This window comes from Achromobacter sp. Root565, from assembly GCF_001427425.1.
Lineage (GTDB): Bacteria > Pseudomonadota > Gammaproteobacteria > Burkholderiales > Burkholderiaceae_B > Achromobacter > Achromobacter spanius_D.
Genome location: NZ_LMGO01000001.1, coordinates 1,990,239 through 2,014,236 on the forward strand (window position 1 = coordinate 1,990,239; position 23,998 = coordinate 2,014,236).

17 protein-coding genes are annotated in these 23,998 nt (G+C 65.7%); 7 read left to right on the top strand and 10 right to left on the bottom strand.

Annotated elements, in window-relative coordinates; translation table 11 throughout:
* Positions 1-6 precede the first annotated feature (6 nt).
* From ASD71_RS08925 to ASD71_RS08940, 4 genes are all read right to left on the bottom strand, one after another.
* Entirely contained in the window at positions 7-996 is a 990-nt protein-coding gene (locus tag ASD71_RS08925; protein WP_056562190.1) for a tripartite tricarboxylate transporter substrate binding protein, read from the bottom strand.
* Positions 997-1,173: 177 nt separating this feature from the next.
* Complete coding sequence (locus tag ASD71_RS08930) at positions 1,174-1,731, bottom strand: DUF1415 domain-containing protein (RefSeq protein ID WP_056562193.1); 558 nt, start codon at positions 1,729-1,731, stop codon at positions 1,174-1,176.
* Between the two features lie 69 nt (positions 1,732-1,800).
* Entirely contained in the window at positions 1,801-3,273 is a 1,473-nt protein-coding gene (locus ASD71_RS08935; protein WP_056562196.1) for a M20 family metallopeptidase, read from the bottom strand.
* A 189-nt stretch (positions 3,274-3,462) separates the two neighbouring features.
* Complete coding sequence (locus ASD71_RS08940) at positions 3,463-4,380, bottom strand: LysR family transcriptional regulator (protein ID WP_056562198.1); 918 nt, start codon at positions 4,378-4,380, stop codon at positions 3,463-3,465.
* A 160-nt stretch (positions 4,381-4,540) separates the two neighbouring features.
* On the opposite strand from ASD71_RS08940, the gene ASD71_RS08945 reads away from it, so the two are divergent.
* Together ASD71_RS08945 and ASD71_RS08950 are read left to right on the top strand one after the other, a co-directional pair.
* On the top strand, positions 4,541-5,497 hold the full coding sequence (locus ASD71_RS08945; protein ID WP_056562201.1) for an alpha/beta fold hydrolase: 957 nt from the start codon (positions 4,541-4,543) through the stop codon (positions 5,495-5,497).
* A 19-nt stretch (positions 5,498-5,516) separates the two neighbouring features.
* Complete coding sequence (locus ASD71_RS08950; RefSeq protein ID WP_056562204.1) at positions 5,517-6,500, top strand: tripartite tricarboxylate transporter substrate binding protein; 984 nt, start codon at positions 5,517-5,519, stop codon at positions 6,498-6,500.
* A 104-nt stretch (positions 6,501-6,604) separates the two neighbouring features.
* Here the strand turns inward: ASD71_RS08950 and ASD71_RS08955 are convergent, their stop codons facing one another.
* Both ASD71_RS08955 and purL read right to left on the bottom strand, forming a co-directional pair.
* A complete protein-coding gene (locus ASD71_RS08955; RefSeq protein ID WP_056562207.1) occupies positions 6,605-8,236 on the bottom strand; it encodes a methyl-accepting chemotaxis protein in 1,632 nt (543 codons plus the stop codon).
* Positions 8,237-8,463: 227 nt separating this feature from the next.
* Positions 8,464-12,513, bottom strand: a complete 4,050-nt coding sequence (gene purL, locus ASD71_RS08960) for a phosphoribosylformylglycinamidine synthase (protein ID WP_056562210.1) — start codon at positions 12,511-12,513, stop codon at positions 8,464-8,466.
* A 361-nt stretch (positions 12,514-12,874) separates the two neighbouring features.
* Here purL and ASD71_RS08965 point away from each other — a divergent pair, with 361 nt between their 5' ends.
* From ASD71_RS08965 to ASD71_RS08975, 3 genes are all read left to right on the top strand, one after another.
* A complete protein-coding gene (locus tag ASD71_RS08965; protein ID WP_056562215.1) occupies positions 12,875-13,417 on the top strand; it encodes a TRAP transporter small permease in 543 nt (180 codons plus the stop codon).
* The gene (locus ASD71_RS08970) at positions 13,414-14,712 is read left to right on the top strand and encodes a TRAP transporter large permease (protein WP_056562218.1); all 1,299 of its coding nucleotides are present in this window, start codon (positions 13,414-13,416) and stop codon (positions 14,710-14,712) included. The genes ASD71_RS08965 and ASD71_RS08970 overlap by 4 nt, the downstream gene beginning before the upstream one ends.
* Positions 14,713-14,797: 85 nt before the next feature.
* Positions 14,798-15,826, top strand: coding sequence for a DctP family TRAP transporter solute-binding subunit (locus ASD71_RS08975; RefSeq protein ID WP_056562221.1), 1,029 nt, complete (start codon positions 14,798-14,800; stop codon positions 15,824-15,826).
* Between the two features lie 335 nt (positions 15,827-16,161).
* Here ASD71_RS08975 and greB read toward each other — a convergent pair whose 3' ends face one another.
* From greB to ASD71_RS08990, 3 genes are all read right to left on the bottom strand, one after another.
* Positions 16,162-16,713 carry a transcription elongation factor GreB gene (gene greB / locus ASD71_RS08980; RefSeq protein WP_056562224.1) on the bottom strand — a complete coding sequence of 184 codons (552 nt, stop codon included), beginning with the start codon at positions 16,711-16,713 and terminating at the stop codon, positions 16,162-16,164.
* A 67-nt stretch (positions 16,714-16,780) separates the two neighbouring features.
* Positions 16,781-17,626: a 3',5'-nucleoside bisphosphate phosphatase gene (locus tag ASD71_RS08985; RefSeq protein WP_056562228.1), complete on the bottom strand. Its 846-nt coding sequence runs from the start codon at positions 17,624-17,626 to the stop codon at positions 16,781-16,783.
* A gap of 69 nt (positions 17,627-17,695) precedes the next feature.
* Positions 17,696-18,628: an alpha/beta fold hydrolase gene (locus ASD71_RS08990; RefSeq protein WP_056562232.1), complete on the bottom strand. Its 933-nt coding sequence runs from the start codon at positions 18,626-18,628 to the stop codon at positions 17,696-17,698.
* Between the two features lie 327 nt (positions 18,629-18,955).
* On the opposite strand from ASD71_RS08990, the gene cfa reads away from it, so the two are divergent.
* Entirely contained in the window at positions 18,956-20,146 is a 1,191-nt protein-coding gene (gene cfa / locus ASD71_RS08995) for a cyclopropane fatty acyl phospholipid synthase (protein ID WP_200949371.1), read from the top strand.
* Positions 20,147-20,214: 68 nt separating this feature from the next.
* Here the strand turns inward: cfa and ASD71_RS09000 are convergent, their stop codons facing one another.
* Positions 20,215-21,837 carry a GMC family oxidoreductase gene (locus ASD71_RS09000; RefSeq protein WP_056562235.1) on the bottom strand — a complete coding sequence of 541 codons (1,623 nt, stop codon included), beginning with the start codon at positions 21,835-21,837 and terminating at the stop codon, positions 20,215-20,217.
* An 889-nt stretch (positions 21,838-22,726) separates the two neighbouring features.
* Here ASD71_RS09000 and ASD71_RS09005 point away from each other — a divergent pair.
* A complete protein-coding gene (locus tag ASD71_RS09005) occupies positions 22,727-23,674 on the top strand; it encodes a LysR family transcriptional regulator (RefSeq protein ID WP_056562238.1) in 948 nt (315 codons plus the stop codon).
* The last annotated feature ends 324 nt before the right edge of the window (positions 23,675-23,998 follow it).

Genomic DNA, 23,998 nt, shown 5'->3' on the forward strand with positions numbered 1-23,998 from the left:
GCGGCCTCATGCCTTCAGATCGGTCTTGGGAACGCCGTTGGCCTTGATGACCTGCGCCCACATGGCGGATTCGTCGGCGATGACCTTGTCCAGGTCGGCGGACGACGTGAATTCCACGGCCACGCCCTGATCGGCGAATTGCTGCACCAGGCTGGGGTCGCGCGTGCCTTCGCGCACGGCGTGTTCCAGCGTCTTCACGACGTCGGCGGGCATGGCGGCGGGGCCCGAGATCATCATGCGGGTGTAGAGCTCGAAATCGTCGACGCCCGCTTCCTTCATCGTCGGCACATCGGGCAGGCTGGACAGCCGCTTGTCTGCGGTGACAGCCAGCACCTTCAGCTTGCCGGACTTGATGTTGGGCAGCGCCGAGGTCGGGAAATCGAACGTGCTTTGCACGGTGCCCGCCATCAGGTCCAGCAGCGCCGGACCGCTGCCTTTATAGGGCACGTCCTGGAACTGGGTGCCGGTCTTCGATTGGAAATGCAGCAGCGCCAGATGATTGATGACGCCGCGGCCGGCATGCGCGCAGGTGATGTCGTTGGGCTTTTTCTTGGCCAGGGCAATGAATTCCTGCACGGTGTTCACACCCAGATCGGGATGCACGATCAGCAACATGGGAGATTTGCCCATGGAGCCCAATTGCTTGAAGTCCGACGGCTGGTACGGCAGGTTGTTGTAGAGCAAGGGGTTGAGGATCATGCCGTTGGTGCCGGCAAAACCCAGCGTGTAGCCGTCGGGCTCGGCGCGCGCCACCGCGACGGTGGCAATGATGGCCTGCCCGCCCGGACGGTTTTCAACGACGACGTTCTGCTTGAGGGTCTTGCCCATGCGATCGGCCAGTGCGCGCGCGGCGATGTCGGTCAGCCCGCCGGGCGCAAAGCCGACCAGCAGGCGTACGGGACGCGTCGGAAAGGCGTTCTGCTGGGCCCAGGCCGGGCGCGAGATCAACGGCAAGGCGGCAAGCGCGCCCAGGGCATGACGGCGGGTGAATCGCATACGGCTCTCCAGACAAAGGCAAAGGCCAACGCGCGGCCGTTGCGGGCCGCGAGGCAAGACAATGAAAAGGGGAAGGACGCACAGGCCGCTGCCGAACGGCGACGGTCACAATGATCGTATGTTGTATGCAATACAACCGATGGGCTATCTAGGGATATCCCGGTGGACGTCAGCCCGTCAGGCCTTGGTCATCAGCTTCTTCCAGCCTTCCAGACCGAGTTTATTCATCGTGTCGATGTTCTTCTCGTAGATTTCTGCGGCATCCGGGAACGACTCCACCGCGCGGTCGATGCTGTCTTCGCGCAGCAGGTGCAGGATGGGATACGGCGAGCGGTTGGTGAAGTTCTCGATGTCGTCCGGCTGCGTGTCGGCGAATTGGAACTGCGGATGAAAGGTGGCGACTTGCAGTTCGCCTACCAGACGCATGCGCTTGAGCAGGCGGTCGGACAGGTCTTCGAAGTCGTTGAACTCCATGAAGTCGTCCAGCGCGTCGGGGATGATGAGCAGCGTGGTGTCGATCTTGTCGGGATCGGTTTCAGCCAGCAGCGCCAGCTCGTCTTGCAGGTCGGTCAGCACGCCCTCGGCGTCCGTGGCGTCGCTGACGGCAAAGCGGATCTGGTCCTTGACCTGCACCGCCTTGGCGAAAGGACAGAGGTTCAGGCCGATCACCGCCTGGTTCAGCCAGTGGCGGGTTTCTGCGACCACGTTGGCGTAGGCATCGGAAGTGGAAATCATGGAATCAGTCCTGGAAATAGAAAGAGCGCAAGGCCGACGGCCCCGCGCTCTGCATGGCACGCGTGTGCGTCAGGCTGCCGGCATGGCGGCCATGGTCTGGGCCACGGCGGCGGTCAGCTTCTTGCCGTACGGCACGTGCAGGAATTCGTTGGGGCCGTGGGCGTTGGACTTGGGACCCAGCACGCCGCAGACCATGAACTGCGCCTGCGGGAAGCCCTTTTGCAGGATGCTCATCAGCGGAATGGTGCCGCCCTGGCCGATATAGCCGCACGGCGAGCCGTAATACTGCTGCGAAGCGGCGTCCAAAGCTTGGGTCAACCACGGCACGGTGGCGGGCGCGTTCCAGCCGGTGGCGGCGCCTTCGTTGGCCTTGAAGATGACCTTGGCGTTGTAGGGCGCGTCGGCTTCGAGCAGTTCTTTGATTTCCTGCGACGCGGCCACGGCGTCCACCAGCGGCGGCAGACGCAGCGACAGCTTGAACGCGGTGCGCGGGCGCAGCACGTTGCCGGCGCTGGACAGCGGCGGCAGGCCTTCTGCGCCGGTCACGGACAGCGTCGGACGCCACGTGCGGTTCAGCAGCGCCTGTTCGGGTTCGGTGGTCATCGGCAGCACGAAGCCGCCATCAGCGCCGCAGCTCCAGGGGAAACGGCGCCACACTTCGTCGCCCAGAATGCGCGCGGTGGCGCTGACCTGTTCGATGCGTTCGGCGGGGATTTCGCAGTGCAGGCTTTGCGGCAGCAGGCGGCCGGTGCCGCTGTCTTCCAGGCGGTCCAGCAGGTGACGCAGGATGCGGAACGAGGACGGCACGACGCCGCTGGAGTCGCCCGAGTGCACGCCTTCGTCCAGGACCTGGACTTCAAGCGTGCCCGACACCATCCCGCGCAGCGACGTGGTCATCCAGAGCTGGTCGTAGTTGCCGGCGCCGGAGTCCAGGCACACGACCAGGGCCACGTTGCCCAGGCGATCGCGCAGCGCGTCCACATACGGCAGCAGGTCGTAGCTGCCGGATTCTTCACAGGTCTCGACGATGCCGACGCAGCGCGGACGCGGAATGCCTTGCTTGTCCAGCGCCATGATGGCGGTGAGCGAAGCGTACACGGCGTAGCCATCGTCGGCGCCGCCGCGGCCGTAGAGCTTGCCGTCTTCGTACTTGGGCGTCCACGGACCGAGACCGGCACGCCAGCCCGAGAATTCAGGCTGCTTGTCCAGGTGGCCATAGAGCAACACGGTGTCGCCGTTGTCGCTGCGGGTGGCGGGCGCGTCAAAGAAGATGACCGGCGTGCGGCCCGGCAGGCGCACCACTTCGAGCTTCAGGCCAGAGACTTTTTGCGCTTCGACCCACTGCGCCGCATCGCGCACCACGCGCTCGATGAACGCGTTCTTTTCCCAGTCGGCGTCAAAGGCCGGACTCTTGGCGGGAATGGCGATGTAGTCGGTCAGCGCGGGAATGATCTCGTTGTCCCACTTGTCGTCCACAAAGTCTTGTAGGGCTTTGGGGTCAAGGGTGGGCGGCAATGCGTCTTCGGGGATGCGTGCGTTCATGGCGCTGGCTTCCTGTGTGCGGGAAAGGGGCAAACCGCTATTTTATGCCTGCGCGGGTGGGATGTTTTGGTGGGGGTGGCTTTTTTATGACGGTGTCAGACACCCCGTGGGCGGGTGGCGGGACCTTGAAGGCTGTCTTGGCGGGGTGTCAGACACCTGAACTGGTCTGACTTTTGCCGCCAATGGGCGCTACTTGGCGGCGTAGGCCTCGATGCGGGTCCAGACCTCGCGGGCCAGGGGCTTGGCGTTGCTGACCGACTGGTACAGGCGGATTTCCATGTGGATGTCGTTGCGGGCGCCGTCGGCGCGGACCAGGCGGCCGTCGCGCAGGTCGGACTCGACCAGCGTATGCGGCAGCCAGGCCAGACCAAATCCCTGGCGCGCCATGGCGTGCAACGCGTCGGCCAGGTCGGACTCGTAGGTGGTCTGCAAGAGCGGCACCTCGCACAGGCCGCGCAGCTTGTCGTGCAGGATGCGGCCCAGCGACATGCTGTCGGCGTAAGCCAGAAACGGCACGGGCGGGTCGGACGCCAGCTTGGGCACGGCATGGCGAGGATGGTGGCCGCCAGGCGCGACCGGGGCGCTGACGGCCACCAGCTTGTCAGCGCCCACGCGCCGGTACCGGTAATTGGGATTGTCGATCTTGGCGTACAGCGGCTCGTGGGCGTGGCACAGCAGGAAATCGACCTCGCCGTCCTCCAGCATGTCCACGCCGTAATTCAGCGTCGTGGTGATCACCTTCAATTGAAAGGCAGGCAGACTGCGCTGCACGCCCGCCATCAGCCCGGGCAGCACGGAGTGCGCCAGCGTCTTGCCTGACGCGATGGTGATCTTGCGAGCGCGTTCCTGCTCGGGCTTTTGCAGCGTTTCTCGCGTCTCGTGCAGGATGTCCAGCACGTCGATGGCGGCGGCCAGCACGCTGCGGCCCGCGGCGTTCAGCGTGGACACCTGGTGCCCGCGCTGGACCAGCGGCACGCCCGCCCATTCCTCAAGCGCCTTGATGCGGCGCCCGAACGCCGGGTGCGTCACGTTGCGCGACTCCGCGGCCTGATACAGGTTGCGCGACTTCGACAGCGCGACGAAGTCTTCCAGCCATTTGATGTCCATACGTCTCGTCCTTCCCTGCCCGCCCCATGTCTGCCCGGGGCTGGGCGCGTGTTTGCCAGCGGCTCATCGTCTGTGCCGCTTCGGCACAACGAGTGCGCATTTTGCACAAGACAGAAACACCTTGCAACTAATATCCCCGCATCCACTCCTGGAAAACCCTATGCCCGACACGCCTGTCCAGCTCAAGTCCATCCGCAGCCACTACCTCGGCGGCGTCGAAGTCGTCGCCGGCGGCCTGCCGATGCAGCAGCAAAAAGTGGTCGGCAACGCGTCGCCCCGGCTGATCGACATGAACGGCGGCTACAGCGCCGGCCAGCTGTATGTGCAGGAATACCGGCTGGCGCAGCCGACCCAGCCCTACCCCGTCCTGCTGTGGCACGGCGGCGGCATGACGGGCGCGCAGTGGGAAAGCACGCCGGACGGGCGCGACGGCTGGTTGTGGCGTCTGCTGCAGGCCGGCTACGACGTCTTCGTGTCCGACGCGCCGGAACGCGGCCGTGCAGCCTGGGCGATGTTTCCCGAGATCTACGACTCGGCCCCGATCTTCCGCTCCAAGGAAGAAGCGTGGCGGCTGTTCCGCATCGGCCCGGCTTCGGGCTATGCGCGGGCCGGCGAGCCGCGCCATCCGTATCCCGGGCAGCAGTTTCCCGTCGACGCGTTCGACACCTTTTCCAAGCAGTTCGTCCCGCGCTGGCTGACGCACGGCGACATGGCGCTGGAGGCCTATCGCGCGCTGCTCGACTTCGTGGGCCCCTGCATCCTGGTGGGACACAGCCAGGGCGGCGGCTTTGCCACGCAGCTCGCCCAGGAGTATGCCGCGACCGTGCGCGCCGTCGTGGCGGTCGAGCCCACCGGCACCCCGGCCCAGGCCACCAGCGAGTTGCCTCCGCAACTCCTGGTCTGGGGCGATCACTTCAACGCGGACGACACCTGGCAGCGCTATCGCGCCCAGACGGACGCCTATTGGAACGCCCTGCGCGCGGCCGGCCAACGCGCCGACGTGCTGGACCTGCCCGCTGCCGGCATCGCCGGCAACTCGCACTTCTGCATGCTGGATCGCAACAGCGACCACATTGCCGGATTGATCGTCGATTGGCTCGATCGCAGCCTCGACTAACCTTCTCGTGGAGATACAGATGACCCTGAAGAAAACCACCATCGCCCTGGCGCTCTTGACCGGCGCCACGCTGGCGGCTGGCGCTTCGGCCCAGCAGTCCGACTACCCGAGCAAGCCCATCCGCATGATCGTGCCGTTCGCCCCGGGCGGCACCGCCGACATCATCGGCCGCGTCTTCGCCGCGCAACTGGGCACCGAACTCGGCGTCACGGTGGTGGTCGAGAACAAGGCCGGCGCCGGCGGTTCGATCGGCACGCGCTACGTCGCCGACGCCGCGCCCGACGGCTACACCATCCTCCTGGCCTCCTCCAGCACGCACGGCACCAACCCCGCTGTCTACAAGAACCTGACGTACGACGCGTCGCAGGACTTCACGGCCATCACGCAACTGGTCACCGTGCCGGGCGTGCTGAGCGTCACCAAGGACTTCCCCGCCGCCGACCTGAACGCGCTGATCGCGCAATCGAAGGCCAATCCGGACAAGTACACGTACGCGTCGTCCGGCGCCGGCGGCCTGGGCAACCTGGCAATGGAACTGATGAAGTCGATGACGGGTTCGCACCTGATGCACATCGCCTACCGCGGCGCGGGCCCGGCCTTCACCGACGTAATCAGCGGCCAGGTGTCGATGATCTGGGAACCGGTGCCGGCCTCCCTGCCCTACATCAAGAGCGGCCAGATCCGTCCGATCGCCATTGCCGCCGACGTGCGTTCGCCGGAACTGCCCGACACGCCGACGTTCAAGGAAGCCGGCCTGGCGCGCTACGAAGCCAACGCGTGGAACGGCCTGCTGGCGCCCAAGAACCTGCCCGAAGCTGTGAAGACCAAGCTGCACGACGCCTCGGTCAAGGCGCTGAACACGCCCGAAGTGAAAGCCAAGATGGCCAGCCTGGGCGGCACCGTGGTGGCCGGTTCGTCGGACGCCTTCCAGCAAGTGATCGCCAGCGACGTGAAGAAGTGGAAGAACGTCGCCAACGACGCCAAGATCCAGCTCGACCAGTAATGCAAAAGGCCCCGGCGCGTTGCGTCGGGGCCTTGCGTGATACATGCAAGTCGGCCTTTTTCGGGGCCGGCTTTTTTGTTGGAGCGTAACCTCGCCGGGCGGAATCAGGCGCCGATGAGCGCCGGCTCGCCGCCGCGGTTGTCCAGCGCGGGGGCTTCGGCATCGATCACCCGGCCGGATTGCAGTTTGAACACCGCAACCGCGTCGCGCAGGCGCTGGGCCTGCGTTTCCAGCGATGCCGCCGAGGCCGCGGCCTCTTCGACCAGCGCCGCGTTCTGCTGCGTCACGCTGTCCATCTGCGACACGGCCTGATTCACCTGCTCGATGCCCTGCGACTGCTCTTCAGACGCGCTGGAGATCTCGTTGATGATGTCCGCCACGCGGCGCACCGACGTCACGATCTCCTGCATGGTGGCGCCGGCGGCCTCGACCTGGTCCGAGCCCACCGACACCTTCTGCACAGAGTCGTCGATCAGGCCTTTGATCTCCTTGGCGGCAGCCGCGCTGCGCTGCGCCAGCGCGCGCACTTCGCTGGCCACCACGGCGAACCCCTTGCCCTGCTCGCCGGCGCGCGCGGCCTCGACCGCGGCGTTCAGCGCCAGGATGTTGGTCTGGAAGGCGATGCCGTCGATCACGCCAACGATGTCGGAGATGCGGTGCGAGCTGTCGGCAATGCCGCGCATCGTGCCCACCACGTCGCCGACGGCCTGGCCGCCGCGCGTGGCCACTTCCGACGCCGCCATCGCCAGTTGCGCCGCGTTGCGCGAGCTGTCGGCGTTGTTCTTCACGGTGGAGGACAGTTCGTCCATGCTGGCGGCGGTTTCTTCCAGCGACGCGGCCTGCTGCTCGGTGCGCGAGGACAGGTCGATGTTGCCGGCCGCGATTTCGCGCGAGCCGGTGTGGATTTCTTCAACGCCCAGACGGACGGCCGACACCGTGCGCGCCAGGCTGTCCTGCATGCGCTTGACGGCGCCGTACAGGATGCCGATCTCGTTGTTGCCGCGCTGCTCAATGCGGTTGGTCAGGTCGCCGCTGGCGATGCGGTCGAACAGACGTCCGGCTTCATGCAGCGGACGGAAGACGGCGCGGCCGAAGACCACATACAGACCCACGACCAGTGCGGCCACCACGACCAGCAGACAGATCAGGAAGATGATCGCGGTATTGATGCGCGCGGCGGAATCGCGCGCCACGCGCTGGCCGACTTCGTCGGCAAAGTCCACGTATTGCTGGTTGGCCTGGGTGAATTTGGTGCCCAGCGGACTCACCTTTTCCTGATTGACGCGGCCAGCTTCCTTGGCGTCGCCGGCGCGAATGGCGGCGATCATGGGGCCAATGGCCTCGCGCACGTAGACGTCATAGGCAGCCAGCGCGGCCTCGAACAGGGGCTTACCCTGCGGCGACGTTTCCGGCAGCTTGCGCGCGGCTTCGATCTGACTGGTGGCCTTGGTGACGTAGCTGTCCATGCGCTGCATGTTGCTGGCCGTCGAGTCCAGGCTCTTGCCTTCCAGCAGCGCGCTGTGCGCCGCCAGCAGCACCACGCGGGCGCGCAGCAGGTCCGAGGCCGCGTCGTCCAGCGAATTGGCACGGACCAGATTGGTGTCCAGCATCACCTCGATCGAGGTGCGGTTGGACGTCAGTTGCTGGTAGACCGCGATGCCGGTCACCAGAAAGAGTGCAAAGAAGACGGCCAAGGCGGTCGTCAGGATTGCGCGGATACTTAAATTCTTGAACATTGAAAGCCACTCCGGGGGTTGCGTAACGCTTTCCCCTTAACGGCGCAATGCAATGAAAAGTTAAATATTTCACCGGGTTACACGTGATCGGGCGGCCCAGGCGCTGCAAGAAAACAGAGCGCGGGCCGCGGTTCGATAATCGGGCGCCGGGCTTTCAACGCAAAACCGCCGCGGACGTGCCGCGGCGGTTTTGGTGGCATAAGTTTCCGGGGCTTAGCCCCCGACGCTTACTTTAACCAGGCTCGCGCGTTGCGGAAGATGCGCATCCACGGGCTGTACGCGCCGCCCTTGTCCGCATTGCCCCATTTCTCGGGCGCCCACGACATCATGACGTTGCGGGTCACGCGTTCCGGGTGCGGCATCATGACCGTGAAGCGGCCATCGGCGGTGGTGACCGACGTCAGGCCGTTGGGGCTGCCGTTCGGGTTGAACGGATAGGCTTCGGTGGCTTGGCCGTAGTTGTCGATGAAGCGTGCGCCGGCCAGCACGCGGCTGGCGTCGCCCTGCTGGGAGAAGTCGGCAAAACCTTCGCCGTGGGCTACGGCGACCGGCACGCGGGCGCCTTCCATGCCGGCAAAGAAGATGGACGGCGACTTGGCGATTTCAACCATCGACAGGCGGGCTTCGTACTTTTCGGACTGGTTGCGCGTGAAGCGCGGCCAGTGCTCGGCGCCCGGGATCATGGGCGCCAGCGCGGCCATCATCTGGCAACCGTTGCACACGCCCAGCGCAAAGGTGTCGGGACGCGCGAAGTACGCGGCGAACTGGTCCGACAGCTTGCTGTTGAAACGGATGGTGCGCGCCCAGCCTTCGCCGGCGCCCAGCACGTCGCCGTAGCTGAAGCCGCCGACGGCGACCAGGCCCTGCATCTCGGCCAGGTCCAGGCGGCCGGACAAGAGGTCGGTCATGTGGACGTCGATGGCCTCGAAGCCCGAGGTGTCGAAGGCCCAGGCCATTTCGACCTGGCTGTTGCAGCCCTGCTCGCGCAGGATGGCAACGCGCGGACGCTTGCCGGTGTTGATGAACGGCGCCGCCACGTCCTCTTGCGGGTCGAACGCAACGGTCGGGCTCATGCCCGGGTCCTTGGTGTCGTTCCAGACGTCCAGTTCAGCCTGTGCGCACGCGGGGTTGTCGCGGCGCGCCATGATGCGGTGCGAGACTTCGGACCACGCGCGGCCCAGATCGGCGCGCGGCTGGCCCCAGACCTTGCGGCCGTCGCGGTAGAACTCGACTTCGTCGGCGCCGTTCAGGCCGCCGATGACGTGCGAGTGGGCCGACAGGCCCGCGCCGCGCAGCACCTGCATGACGGCATCGCGCTGCGAGGCCGGCACCTGAATGACCGCGCCCGCTTCTTCCGAGAACAGGGCCTTCAGCGTCAGTTCGTCGCGCTGCACCGCGACCTGTTCCGGACGGATCTTGTAGTCGCCCCAATCGGCCGACTGCGGATCGAAGGTCAGCATGTCCAGGTTGACCGAGATGCCCGTGCGGCCGGCAAAGGCCATTTCGACCAGCGTGGCGAACAGGCCGCCGTCGGAACGGTCGTGATAAGACAGGATGGTGCCGGCTTCGGCCAGCGTGCGAATGGTGACGAAGAACGCGCGCAGGTCTTGCGGCGCGTCGATGTCCGGCACGGTCTGGCCGACCTGGTTGTAGGTCTGCGCCAGGATCGAGCCGCCCATGCGGTGACGGCCGCGGCCCAGGTCGATCAGGATGAGGACGCTGTCGCCCGCGTCGGTGCGCAATTGCGGCGTCAGGCTGGCGCGCACGTCGGCAACGGGTGCGAACGCCGTGATGATCAGCGACACCGGCGCGACGACCTGGCGCTGCTCGCCGTCCTGTTCCCAGGAGGTTTTCATGGACAACGAGTCCTTGCCGACCGGAATCGACAGGCCGGTGGCCTGGCACAGTTCGCTTACGGCGGACACGGTGTCGTACAGCGCGGCGTCTTGACCGGCCACGCCGCAGGCGGCCATCCAGTTGGCCGACAGCTTGATGTCTTCAAGGCGCGCGACGTCGGCGGCGGCCAGGTTGGTCAGGGCTTCGGCGACGGCCATGCGGCCCGAGGCCGGGGCGTCCAGCATGGCGATGGGGGTGCGTTCGCCCATCGACATGGCTTCGCCGCGGAAGCCTTCGTAGTCGGCCAGCGTGACCGCGCAGTCGGCGACGGGAACCTGCCACGGACCGACCATCTGGTCGCGGCTGGACAGACCGCCAACGGTGCGGTCGCCGATGGTGATGAGGAACGACTTGTTGGCCACGGTGGGGTGGCGCAGCACGCGGTAGGCGGCTTCGGTCAGGTCGATGCCGGCCAGATCCAGGGGCTCGGACACGCCAGGCAGGCGCGTCACGTCGCGCGTCATGCGCGGCGGCTTGCCCAGGATGACGTCGATGGGCACGTCCACGGGCCGCACTTCGGCGTCGCCTTGCGGGCGGATCGTGTCCAGGCCGGGCAGGCCTTCGCCGTCCACCACGCGCAGTTGGCGCTCTTCGGTGGCCACGCCCACCACCGCGTACGGGCAGCGTTCGCGGCGGGCGATGGCGTCGAAGCGTTCGAGGTCTTGCGGGAGGATCGACAGGACGTAGCGTTCCTGCGATTCATTGCTCCAGATTTCGGCGGGCGACAGACCCGATTCTTCGAGGGGCACGCGCTTCAGGTCAAAGATGGCGCCGCGGCCGGCGTCGTTGACCAGTTCAGGAAACGCGTTGGACAGGCCGCCCGCGCCCACGTCGTGGATCGCGATGATGGGGTTGTTCTCGGCCTGCTGCCAGCAGCGGTCGATGACTTCCTGGGCGCGGCGTTCGATTTCCGGGTTGCCGCGCTGGACGGAGTCGAAGTCCAGTTCAGCCGAGTTGCTGCCCATGCTGATGCTGGAGGCGGCGCCGCCGCCCATGCCGATGCGGAAACCGGGACCGCCCAATTGAATCAGCAGCGCGCCAGGGGGAATCACATCCTTGTGCGTGAGGCCGGCGTCGATGCTGCCCAGGCCGCCCGCGATCATGATGGGTTTGTGGTAGCCCCAGCGCGTGCCGCCGGCGGTCTGCTCGAACGAGCGGAAGTAGCCCAGCAGGTTGGGACGGCCGAATTCGTTGTTGAACGCGGCGCCGCCGATGGGGCCGTCGATCATGATGGACAGCGGCGAGGCGATGCGGTCCGGCAGGCCGTGGTGATCGGCTTCCCAGGGTTGCAGCGCGTCGTCAAAGCGCAGGTGCGACACGGTGAAGCCCGTGAGGCCCGCCTTGGGCTTGGAGCCGCGGCCGGTGGCGCCTTCGTCGCGGATTTCGCCGCCGTTGCCGGTGGACGCACCGGGGAACGGGGCAATTGCGGTCGGGTGATTGTGCGTTTCCACCTTCATGAGCGTGTGCACGGTGGTGTCGCGGCGGATGTACTTGGCGCTGTCAGTGCCCTGACCTGCCAGGCCCGGCACGCCAGCCTGGAAGCGCTGCGCGGGGCCGCCTTCCATGATGGCGGCGTTGTCCGAATAGGCGACGACGGTGCCTTGCGGCTGTGCCTTGTGCGTGGCGCGGATCATGCCGAACAGCGTGTTGGGCTGCGACTGGCCGTCGATGACCCATTCGGCGTTGAAGATCTTGTGGCGGCAGTGTTCGCTGTTGGCCTGCGCGAACATCATCAGCTCGACGTCGGTGGGATCGCGGCCCAGGTCGGTGAAGGACTTGGCCAGGTATTCGATCTCGTCGTCGGACAGGGCCAGGCCCAGCGTGGTGTTGGCTTCGACCAGGGCATCCGCGCCGCGCGTCTGGACGTCGACCGTGCGCATCGGCTTGCCCGCCAGCGGCTGGAACAGGGCCTGGCCGTCGAAGCTGGCGTCGACCACGGTTTCGGTCATGCGGTCGTGCAGGCAGTCGGCCGCGCGCGCCAGCATGGCTTCGTCGAGCGACTTGGCGCCGAGCAGGCCGCGTTCAGGGGTGATGACATAGCGCACGCCGCGTTCGATGCGATGCACGGACGACAGGCCGCAGTTGTGGGCGATGTCGGTGGCCTTGCTGGCCCAGGGGGAAATCGTACCCAGGCGCGGAATCACCAGCAGGGACACACTCTTGGCGGGCGCGTCACCCGTGGCCGGCGTGCCGTAGTCGAGCAGTTGCGTAAGTTGCTGCTGCTGTTCGGCCGTCAGGGCGGCGTCGGTGCTGACGAAGTGCTCGTAGCGGGCGGATATGTCGGCCACCGGCAGGCCGGCTTCCTTCAATTGCGCCAGAAGGCGATCACGTCGAAAGGAGGACAGGACGGAGGAACCAGGCAGATGCTGAACTAGGGACACGATGCGGGCGCCGTATAAAGAGGGGTGCAAAGAAGGGATTTTACCTGTTTAAGGGGTTTTCCCGGAGCCGAAGTTCGCGGCGGGTTCCGGCGATCCGATTCGGCCATTGTTACAAAAGAATTCCGCGCGTCTCGCACTACCATGGTGCATAGCAATATCGACGGCGTCACGGGATGGAAGGCGGTACTTTTGCCCTCCCTGGCGCGTTGCCGTGCGAGTCGTTTGATGCAGCGCAGCATGTTGCTTCGGCCCCGCATTGCGGGAAAACACGAAGACCTGCCCCGGCACTGCGACGGTAGGATGCAGCGACCCTTCCAACAAGAAAAGCGCCTCTCCCCGCGCCCGCTGGCCGCTGCCTCACATGTCCCGCCCAGAAGCCCCCGCCGAGCCCGTAGAACCCATCATCCCCGTAGAAGCAGATCCCGCCGTGAAGGTGCCGCTGGCCGTCGAGGACTGGCTGGCCGTGATCCTGCTGGCGACGCTGGCCATCATCACCTTCTTGAATGTGCTGGTGCGCTATTTCACCGATCAGTCGTTCGCCTGGACGGAAGAGATTTCCGTGTTCCTGCTGATCGTGCTGACGATGGCCGGCGGCAGCGTGGCATTCGTGCGCAACCATCACATCCGCATCGAGATCCTGGCGGACTCGGGCTCGCCGCGGCGCCAGCGCATCATGGCGCTGATCTCGAACGGCTGCGTGCTGGGATTCTTCGTGCTGCTGACCGTGCTGTCGGTCAAGCTGGTGTATGACGAATATATCTACGAGGAAACGTCGCCGGCCATCGGCGTGCCGACCTGGTGGTATTCGATCTGGCTGCCAGTGATGGCGGCTGCGATTTCGCTTCGCACGCTTGGCACGCTGCGCCGCATTGCGCGCGCCCCGGGCCAGGAAGCCCAGCGATGATCGCCGCCATCCTCTTTACCGTCTTCATCGTCCTGATGATCATCGGCGTGCCCGTTGGGGTGGCGCTGGGCATCGGCGGCACGGTTGCGATCGTGCTGACCAACCTGGACACGCCCTGGTATGGCCTGCTGACGGTGCCGCAGAACTTCTATGCCGGCCTGGCCAAGTACCCGCTGCTGGCGATTCCGATGTTCGTGCTGGTGGGCTCCATCTTCGACCGCTCGGGTGTGGCCAAGCGGCTGGTGGATTTTGCGATCGCCATCGTCGGACGCGGTCCGGGCATGCTGCCGCTGGTGTCGATCGCGGTGGCGATGTTTTTGGGCGGCATCTCGGGCTCGGGACCAGCGTGCGCCGCGGCCGTGGGCGCAGTGATGATTACCGCCATGTCGCGCGCCGGCTATCCGGGGTCGTTCTCGGCGTCCGTGGTGGCCGCTGGCGCCGCCACCGACATCCTGATCCCGCCGTCCGTCGCATTCATCATCTATTCCGTGCTGGTGCCGGGCGCGTCGGTGCCCGCGCTGTTTGCCGCCGGCATGATCCCCGGCATCCTGGCTGGCTTTGCGCTGATCATTCCCGCCGTGTGGCTAAGCCGCAAGTACAAGATGGGCGCGCTGGAAGCGCACCTGCCCCGCCCGCCATTCTGGAAGAGCCTGCGCGAGGCGTCGTGGGGACTGGCGGCGCCGGTGCTGATCCTGGGCGGCATGCGGATGGGCTGGTTTACGCCGACCGAGGCCGCCGTCGTCGCGGTGTTCTATGGCCTGTTCGTGGGCGGCTTCATCCACCGCACCATCAAGTTCCGCGACCTGTACAAAATTCTGCGCGAAGCCGCCGAACTGTCCGCCGTGATCATGCTGGTGGTGACGCTGGCCGGGATCTTCGCGTGGGCGCTGTCCACGCTGAGCGTGATCGACCCGATCACGCATGCCATCGTCAATTCTGGCCTGGGTGAATGGGGCGTGCTGGCGCTGCTGATCCTGCTGCTGATGACCGTGGGCATGTTCCTGGACGGCATCTCGATCTTTCTGATTTTCGTGCCGCTACTCATGCCGATCGCCAATGCCTACGGCTGGGATCCGGTGTGGTTTGGCGTGATTCTGACTTTGAAGGTGGCGCTGGGCCAGTTCACCCCGCCGCTGGCCGTGAACCTGATGGTGTCATGCCGCATCGCGCGCGTGCCGATGGAATCGACCGTGCGCTGGGTGGTGTGGCTGCTGGGCGCGATGTTCATGGTGCTGGTCGCGGTGCTGGTGTTTCCCGAACTGGCGCTGTGGCTGCCGCGCAAGCTGGGTTATTGAGAGAGGCTGGACGGGGCCGGCCCGGCAAGGGTTCTCGGCCATGGATGACAACAACAGAAAGACTCGCAGAGAGAGGAGACGCAACATGAAATTCCGCAACCTGATCGGCGCGGCGCTGTGCGCGGCAGCCGTGGTGGGCATGTCGCCCGCGCATGCGCAGAACTACAAGCCCGAGTACAAGCTCTCCATCGTCGTGGGCACCACGTTCCCGTGGGGCCAGGGCGCCGAGATCTGGTCGAACCTGGTGCGCGAGCGCACCGAAGGCCGCATCAACATCAAGGTCTACCCCGGCACCTCGCTGGTCCAGGGCGATCAGACCCGCGAGTTCACCGCCATCCGCCAGGGCGTGATCGACATGGCCGTGGGATCGACCATCAATTGGTCGCCGCAGGTCAAGCAGTTGAACCTGTTCTCCCTGCCCTTCCTGATGCCCGACTACGCCGCCATCGACGCGCTGGTGCAGGGCGACGTGGGCAAGGACATGTTCAAGCTCATCGAGAAGGCCGGCGTGGTGCCGCTGGCCTGGGGCGAGAACGGCTACCGCCAGGTCAGCAACTCCAAGCGCGAGATCAAGCGGCCCGAGGACATGAAGGGCATGAAGCTGCGCGTGGTGGGATCGCCGCTATACATCGACACGTTCACCGCGCTGGGCGCCAATCCCACGCAAATGAGCTGGGCGGACGCGCAGCCCGCGCTGGCCAGCGGCGCGGTCGACGGCCAGGAGAATCCCCTGTCGATCTACACGGGTTCCAAACTCTACACCGTGGGCCAGAAATACCTGACGTTGTGGAATTACGTGGCCGATCCGCTGATCTTCGTGGTCAACCGCGAAGTCTGGAATTCCTGGTCGGAAAAGGACCGCGACATCGTGCGCCAGGCCGCGCTGGACGCCGGCAAGCAGCAGATCGTGATCGCGCGCAAGGGCGTCACGCCGGAAGACCCGTCGCTGCTCAAGGAAATCGCCGGCCATGGCGTGACCGTGACGACGCTGTCGCAGGCCGATCACGACGCCTTCGTGAAGGCGACCAAGCCGGTCTATGAAAAGTGGAAGAAGCAAATCGGCGAGGACCTGGTCAGCAAGGCCGAAAAGTCGATCGCAGAACGCAAGAAGTAAACCGCGGAAAGTTCGCAGCAAGCCCCAGGGGAACCGGCGGCGCAAGCCGCCAACCGAGGCAGGGACGCTAGAATCCCGCCCACCAAACGGGCGCCGGCCACAACCGGCGCCCGTTATCTTTTTGGGTGTCTGACACCCAACAGGCATTCGTGCAGACTTGAGACCATGCTCCATGGGTGTCAGACACCTAGGCCGGCTTGATACGGCATAGGCGTAAAACACCCGGGCAGACTTGACGCAGCGTAGGTGTCTGACACCCCCGACGCATCCGCGCCGACTTGAGACCGTCTACCCGGGTGTCTGACACCGGGGACGATCGGTGACAGTCACCCGCCCTATTCCGGATAGCTGACTTCCAGAATATCCAGCTCATCAATGCCAGCCGGCGTGCGCAGCACCACCGTGTCGCCTTCCCGCGCCTTGATCAAAGCGCGGGCCACCGGCGAGATCCAGCTGATCTTGCCGGCCAGGGGTTCGGCTTCGTCCACGCCGACGATGGTGACGGTGTGTTCCTCGCCAGCCTTGTCCACGTAGACGACCGTTGCGCCGAAGAAGGCCTGGTCGCGGTTGGGTTGGGCCGTGGGGTCCACGACTTCGGCGATGTCCAGCCGCTTGGTCAGAAAGCGCATGCGCCGGTCAATCTCGCGCAGGCGCTTCTTGCCGTAGAGGTAATCGCCGTTTTCCGAGCGGTCGCCGTTGGACGCGGCCCATGACACCACCTGCACGACCGCCGGACGCTCCACGTTCATGAGCTGCGTGAGTTCGACGCGCAGGCGCTCGTAGCCCTCGGGCGTCATGTAGTTCTTGGTGCCCGCCGGCAGCGCCTGGGCCTGCGGCAGATCGTCGTCGTCCTCGTGGTCGGACTCTTTAACAAAGGCTTTGTTCATGGCGGTTGCATCGCGATGGCGCGATCACTATCGAAGCTTGCAGAATGAGCGGCGCGTGCCGCCCGCGTCAGAACCAGTCGTGCCAGACCGGCTTCAGGTCGGAAGGCAGCGGCGGCAGTTGGCCCAGGTCCATCCGGCTTTCCTTGGGACTGTGGAAGTCCGAGCCGCGCGAGGCCAGAAAGCCGTAGCGGCGCGCCACGTCGGCGTACTGGCGGGCTTCTTCCACGGTGTGGCTGCCCGTGTTGACCTCGATGCCCACACCGCCCAGCTGCAGGAACTCGTCGAACAGCGCGGCAAACTGCAGCGGCGTGTACTTGTAGCGGCCCGGGTGGGCGATGACGGCTTGGCCGCCCGCGCCGCGGATCCAGCCCACGGCGTCGGCCAGCGTGGCCCATTTCATGGGTACATGGCCCGGGCAGTCGTCGCCCAAATGCTTGTTGAAGACGGTTTGCACGTCGGGGCAATAACCGGCTTGCACCAGGTATCGCGCAAAGTGCGTGCGGCTGATCAGTTCGGGGTTGCCGGCAAACGGCAGTGCGCCTTCGTAGGCGCCTGGCATGCCCATGTCCGCCAGGCGGTCGCCGATGCGCTTGGCGCGCTCGGCGCGTCCAGAACGGGTCTTACGCAGGCCTTCGACCAGCGCCGCATTGGTGGGATCAAACCGTAGGCCGACGATGTGCACGGTCAGGCCGGCCCACGTGACGGAGACTTCAACGCCAGTGGCAAAGCGCATGCCCAGTTCCTGGGCAGCCGCGGAGGCTTCGGCAATGCCGCCCACCTCGTCGTGGTCGGTCAGCGCCCAGACATCGACGCCATTGGCGAACGCCCGCTGCGCCACGTCCCGGGGCGCGAGCGCGCCGTCCGAAACGGTGGAATGGCAATGCAGGTCGATGTTCAGGGTGGGCGATTTCATGCGGCTATTGTAGAGAAGGCCCGGCAGCGCGCCTAGCGCGGTGCCGTCCCCACATTGCCGCCCGTCCGGTCACGCCAGCAGAAAATCCGCGACCGGATTCACTTGATCATCCGCGATGAGCGTAGGGGCATGGCCCACGCCCGGCACTTCAAGCGCCTGGGCGCGCGGATTGCGCTGGCGCATTTCGTCCACGGTGGCCCGCGTCAGCAGGTCGGACAGTTCGCCGCGCACAATCAGCACCGGGCAATCGAGCGCGTCGTACGACCGCCACAGGATCTGCTCGCCCGCAGCCAGTTCTTCGGGCGTCTGGGCCGCCAGCGCCTGGGCGATGGCCAGGTCGTAATGCTTGACCCACTTGCCGCCCTGCTGCGGGTACAGGTATTTGGCCAGCTCGGCCCACTGGAGGTCGGTGTGCGGACCAAAGGTTTCCGAATTGGCGCGCATCGTCGCGACGGCCTCTTCGAAGGTGGCGAACTCGCCGGGCGCCCCCACATACTGGCCGATGCGCGACAAGGCGCCGTTCTCCAGCCGCGGGCCCACGTCGTTGAGCACCAGTTTGTCCAGGCGCAGCCCCTGGTCGGGCGGCAGCATCCCGGCATGCGGGCGCATCGCCAGCATGGCCTTGGCGAACGCGGCGGCGCCTGACAACGCCATGCCGATCAACCCGCCCATCGACGTGCCGACCCACGACAGGCTGGCCGGGCGCAGGCGCGCGATGAGCGTCACCATGTCGGACACGTACTGGGGCACCGTATAGAACGCCGGGTTGACCAGCCAATCCGACCGGCCCCGCCCGACCACGTCGGGGCAGACCACGCGGTAGGTGCCCGCCAGCCGCCGCGCCAGCGCGTCAAAGTCGCGCCCGCTGCGGGTCAGACCGTGGACGCAGAGCAGCACGCGGTCATTGGCGGGATCGCCCCATTCCCAATAGGCCATGCGGTGCAGGCCCGCCGGGTTGGCGCACGTGACGAATTCCAAACGGGGTTCCAGGCTGGCATCCACTTCGATAGGCTCCACGATCGGCGCGCGCCGGCAGGGCCGCGCCACTTTGGCCGCTATCTTATCGGTTATGCAACGCCGGTGCGGCCTGCTCTGGACTATCGCGCCCGTCGTGGCTACGATCCTTGCATCCTCTGTGCGCCGGGTACGCGCCGCCTGCCCACCTGCCGCGCGACCGCTTCCAACCCGGCACACCCCGCCCGCCGGACATTGCCGGAGGCTATGGGCGCGATCTAATCATTAAATTGGAGTTGCACACCTTTCAAGGCGCACAGTAAAAAGCTTCAGGCATTGCCAGATCAGTCATCCCAAAATTGATATGGAGTCCGTATGCAGCAAAGCAGTCCCGTCACCCCGCTGACCGAGCAGCCTGCCGGTCAAACCAGCGTCATTTCGCCTCCCCCCGCCCCCCCGAAAATCCTGCAGGACCTGATGGCGCGCGCCGACGTGCAGATCAACGGCTCGCGGCCCTGGGACATGCAGGTGCATGACAAGCATATGTACGAGCGAGTGTTCGCCAGCTGGTCGTTGGGGCTGGGCGAGTCGTACATGGACGGCGAGTGGGACTGCGACCAATTGGACGAGCTCTTCACGCGCCTGCTGCGCGCCGACATGGGATCGGCGGCGCTGGGCGTGGCACGCATCAAGCTGATCGCCGAGCACCTGCGCCACAAGTTGTTCAATCTTCAGTCCAAGCATCGGGCGTTTGAGGTCGGCGAGCAGCATTACGACGCCGGCAACGATGTGTTCGAGGCCATGCTGGACAGCCGGATGATCTACTCCTGCGCGTATTGGGAACACGCCCAGACGCTGGAGGAGGCGCAGGTCGCCAAGCTGGACATGATCTGCCGCAAGCTGCAATTGAAGGAGGGCGAGACGCTGCTGGACATCGGCTGCGGCTGGGGCGGATTGGCTAAGTTCGCGGCCGAGCGCTACGGCGTCAAAGTGACGGGCGTGACCGTATCCAAGGAGCAACTGGCCCTGGCGCAGGAACGCGTGAAGGGCCTGCCCGTGGAGCTGCTGCTGCAGGACTACCGCGATCTTCAGGGCCGTTTCGACAAGGTGGTGTCGGTCGGCATGTTCGAGCACGTCGGCCCCAAGAACTACGACACCTACTTCACGAACGTGCAGCGGCTGATGGCGCCCGAGGGCATTTTCCTGCTGCACACGATCGGTATCGCCGCCACCAGCCAGAGCACCGATCCGTGGATCGACCGTTACGTGTTTCCCAACGGCAAGCTGCCATCGGCGCGCGAAGTCGCGGCGGCCGTGGAAGGACGCTTCATCGTCGAGGACTGGCATAACTTCGGGGCCGACTACGACCGCACGCTGATGGCGTGGTGGGACCGCTTCGAGCGCGCCTGGCCCACGCTGGAGTCGCGCTACGGCACCCGGTTCTACCGGATGTGGAAGTACTACCTGATGTGCTGCGCGGGCTTTTTCCGGTCGCGTGAAGGACAGCTTTGGCAGGTGATACTGACGCATCCGCAGCGGCACGAGACCTACCGGTCGCTGCGCTGAGGCGCCGCGTCCGCGCCTGAATCGGCAAGCCGCCCCTGATCGGGCGGCTTGTTTTCATGGACGCACGGCTACTGACCCGCCCCCGCCTCTTCCCGGATCATGTCCGCCGCCCGTTCCGCAATCATGATCGTCGGCGAGTTGGTGTTGCCCGACGTAATGCGCGGCATGATCGAGGCGTCGGCAATCCGCAGGCCTTGCAGCCCGTGCACGCGCAGCCGCGCGTCCACCACCGCGCCGCTGTCGGCGTCCTGCCCCATCGCGCAGGTGCCCACCGGATGGAAGATGGTCGTGCCGATCTTGCCGGCCGCCTGGCGCAATTCTTCTTCTGTCTGGAAGGCCGGACCCGGCAACCATTCATCCGGCCGGTAGCGCTGCAAGGCCGGCGCGGCGGCGATGCGGCGCACCAGACGGATCGAATCGGCGGCGACGCGCAGGTCGTCGTCGGTGCTCAGGTAGTTGGGGCGGATGACAGGCGCCTCGCAGCCCTTTTGACCCGCCGGCCCTTGCGCGTGAACGCTGCCGCGCGACGTGGGACGCAGGTTGCAGACGCTGGCGGTGAAGGCGTCGAAACCGTGCAGCGGCTCGCCGAACGCGCCCAGCGACAACGGCTGCACGTGGAACTCGACGTTGGCGCGTTCCTGGCCAGGGTCGGATTTGGCAAACGCCCCCAGCTGCGACGGCGCCATGCTCATCGGACCGCTGCGGCTGACCAGGTATTCCAGCCCGATGCCCGCGCGGCCCAGCCACGTGGACGCGATGCGGTTCAGCGTCTTGACGCCGTTCACCTTGATGATGACGCGCAATTGCAGGTGGTCCTGCAGGTTCTCGCCGACGCCCGGCAAGGCGTGGCGCAGCGTGATACCGGCTTCGCGCAGGCGCGCGGGCTCGCCGATGCCGGAGACTTCCAGCAGGTGCGGCGAATTGACGGCGCCGGCGGCCAGCACCACTTCGCGCCGCGCGCGCAGCGACTGAGAACGGCCGCCATGGTTGACGCGCACGCCGACGCAGCGATTACCGTCGAAATCGAGTCGTTCGGCCAGCGCGCCGGTCATCACATGCAGGTTCGGGCGTTTGCGCACCGGCCGCAGAAACGCCTTGGACGTATTCCAGCGCCAGCCACTGCGCTGGTTGACCTCGAAGTAGCCGCTGCCGAAGTTGTCGCCGCGGTTGAAGTCCTGCACGCGCGGAATCCCTTCCTGTTCGGCCGCCGAGGCGAAGGCTTCCAGGATGTCCCAGCGCAGGCGCTGCGACTCCACACGCCATTCGCCGCCCGCGCCGTGGAACTCGTCGGCGCCGCGGTGGTAGTCCTCGCTGCGCTTGAAGACTGGCAACACCTGGTCCCAGCTCCAGGCCGCGTCGCCCGAGAGCGCGGCCCAGTCTTCGTAGTCCTGCTTCTGGCCGCGCATGTAGATCATGCCGTTGATCGACGAGCATCCGCCCAGCACGCGGCCGCGCGGATAGATGAGCGAGCGCCCGCCCAGCCCCGACTCCTCGGCGGTGCGGTACATCCAGTCCGTACGCGGGTTGCCGATGCAGTGCAGGTAACCGACCGGGATATGAATCCAGTGATAGTTGTCGCGCCCGCCGGCTTCCAGCAGCAGCACCTGCACGGCGGGATCGCGGCTCAGACGGTTGGCCAGCACGCAGCCAGCCGAGCCCGCGCCCACGATGATGTAGTCGTATGTCTCCATAAGCTCTTCTTATCAGGTCGCGGGCCCGAAACGGACGCCGGCACGGTGAGCCGCCCCGGCTACGGCATAGGATGCGCGCCGGGAATCTGGCAAGACTCTCGCTCAGGACAGGGCGGCTGTCCAATGAAATGTTGAAAAGGGGATTATTAGCGTCTCTAATAATGCTCAGCTGATTTCTGACTCGGGGCGAGGTGTCTGACACCCGTGCGAGACAGTCGTCAAGCCGAAACGCCCGCGCAAGGGTGTCAGACACCGGCGGCATGCCAAGAAAGGCACCAATGGCTTCGTAGGACGAAATAAGGTGTCTGACACCCGTGCGAGACAGTCGTCAAGCCGAAACGCCCGCGCAAGGGTGTCAGACACCGGCGGCATGCCAAGAATGGCACCCATCGCTTCGTAGGACGAAATAAGGTGTCTGACACCCGTGCGAGACGGTCGTCAAGTCGGAATGCCCGCGCAGGGGTGTCAGACACCGGCGGCAGGCCAAGAAAGGCACCCATGGCTGCGTAGGACGAAATAAGGTGTCTGACACCCGTGCGAGACGGTCGTCAAGCCGGCACGCCTGCGCAAGGGTGTCAGACACCGGGGGCAGGCCAAGAAACGCACCCATGGCTGCGTAGGACGAAATAAGGTGTCTGACACCCGTGCGAGACAGTCGTCAAGCCGGCACGCCCGCGCAAGGGTGTCAGACACCGGGGGCATGCCAAGAAAGGCACCCATGGCTTCGTAGGACGAAATAAGGTGTCTGACACCCGTGCGAGACAGTCGTCAAGCCGGCACGCCCGCGCAAGGGTGTCAGACACCGGCAGCATGCCAAGAAAGGCACCCATGGCTGCGTAGGACGAAATAAGGTGTCTGACGCCCTCCAACTCGATTTCCAGGAGCATGCATGGACCTGAAGCACATCCGCACGTTTGCCGCCGTCGCGCGGGAAGGTAATTTGACGCGCGCGGCCGAGCATTTGCATTTGACGCAGCCTGCGCTGAGCCTGCAGCTCAAGAACTTCCAGGAGTCGCTGGACCTGACGCTGTTCTCGCGCACGGCGCTAGGGTTGGCGCCCAACGCGGACGGGCGGGCGTTGTTGCCTGCGGCGCAGCGGGTGCTGGACGCGCTGGATGACTTCCAACGCGCCATCGGTGCGTTGCGCGATACCGTGCAGGGCGAATTGCGCATCGGGACGATCCTGGACCCGGAATTCTTGCGGCTGGGCGCCACGCTGCAATATCTGGTCGAGCATTATCCGAAGATCCGCCCCACCCTGCGGCACGGGATGTCGGGATCGGTCGGCCGGCAGGTGCGCACTGGGGAGTTGGACGTGGGTTTCTTTCTGGGACCGCAACCCCGCGACGAGGATGCGCGGGGCGGCCCGTCGCGGGACGGCCAGCCGCGGAACACCCCTCCCCGCGGCAGCCAGCCATCCGGCCTGCACGCGCAGCCGCTCGCGTCCTTTTCCTATTACGTCGTTGCCCCAAAAAGCTGGAACGCGCAGGTCGCCGGCCGTGGCTGGGCTGAGATCGCGGCGCTGCCCTGGATATGGACCCCGCCCGATTCGGTCCATCATCGCCTGCTGTCCGACAAATTCGACGCCCTGGGCATTGCCCCGCACGCGGTGGCCGAGGTGGATCAGGAGGCTTCGATGCTGGATCTGGTGCGCTCGGGCGTGGGCCTGTCCCTCGCCCGCGATGCCATCGCGCTGCGCGAATCGCAGTCCAGCGGATTGCAGCTCGTAAAAGGCCTGTCGATCCAGGCAGAGCTGTCGTTCATCACCCAGGCCGCGCGGCGTGACGACCCGTTGGTGGCGGCGGCTTTCGCAGCGGTGCAGGCGGCGTTCGCCTGAATAGGCTTTCAGCCACCACCACCCAACTATGTTGCGCTGCGCCAAATGGGTGCAGGCCGCACGCAGAAATGCACCGATACGAAGCATGGGCGCGATCACCCGCAATCCGGCCGCTTCACCTCATCGCGCCTTCAAGGCCCCCTCCTTCCCTATGAATCGCAAGGGAATTTCCCCCAGAACATCGCGCTTCGACATACCTGGCACGGACTTTGCTTAATTGCCTATGTGCGGGTGCAAACCCGGCAAGACAACGTGAGCAGTACCGGCAATGGCGCCCCGACCGAAAGGTCCAGGGCGCCGTTTGCCTTTTGAAATCCGAAAATC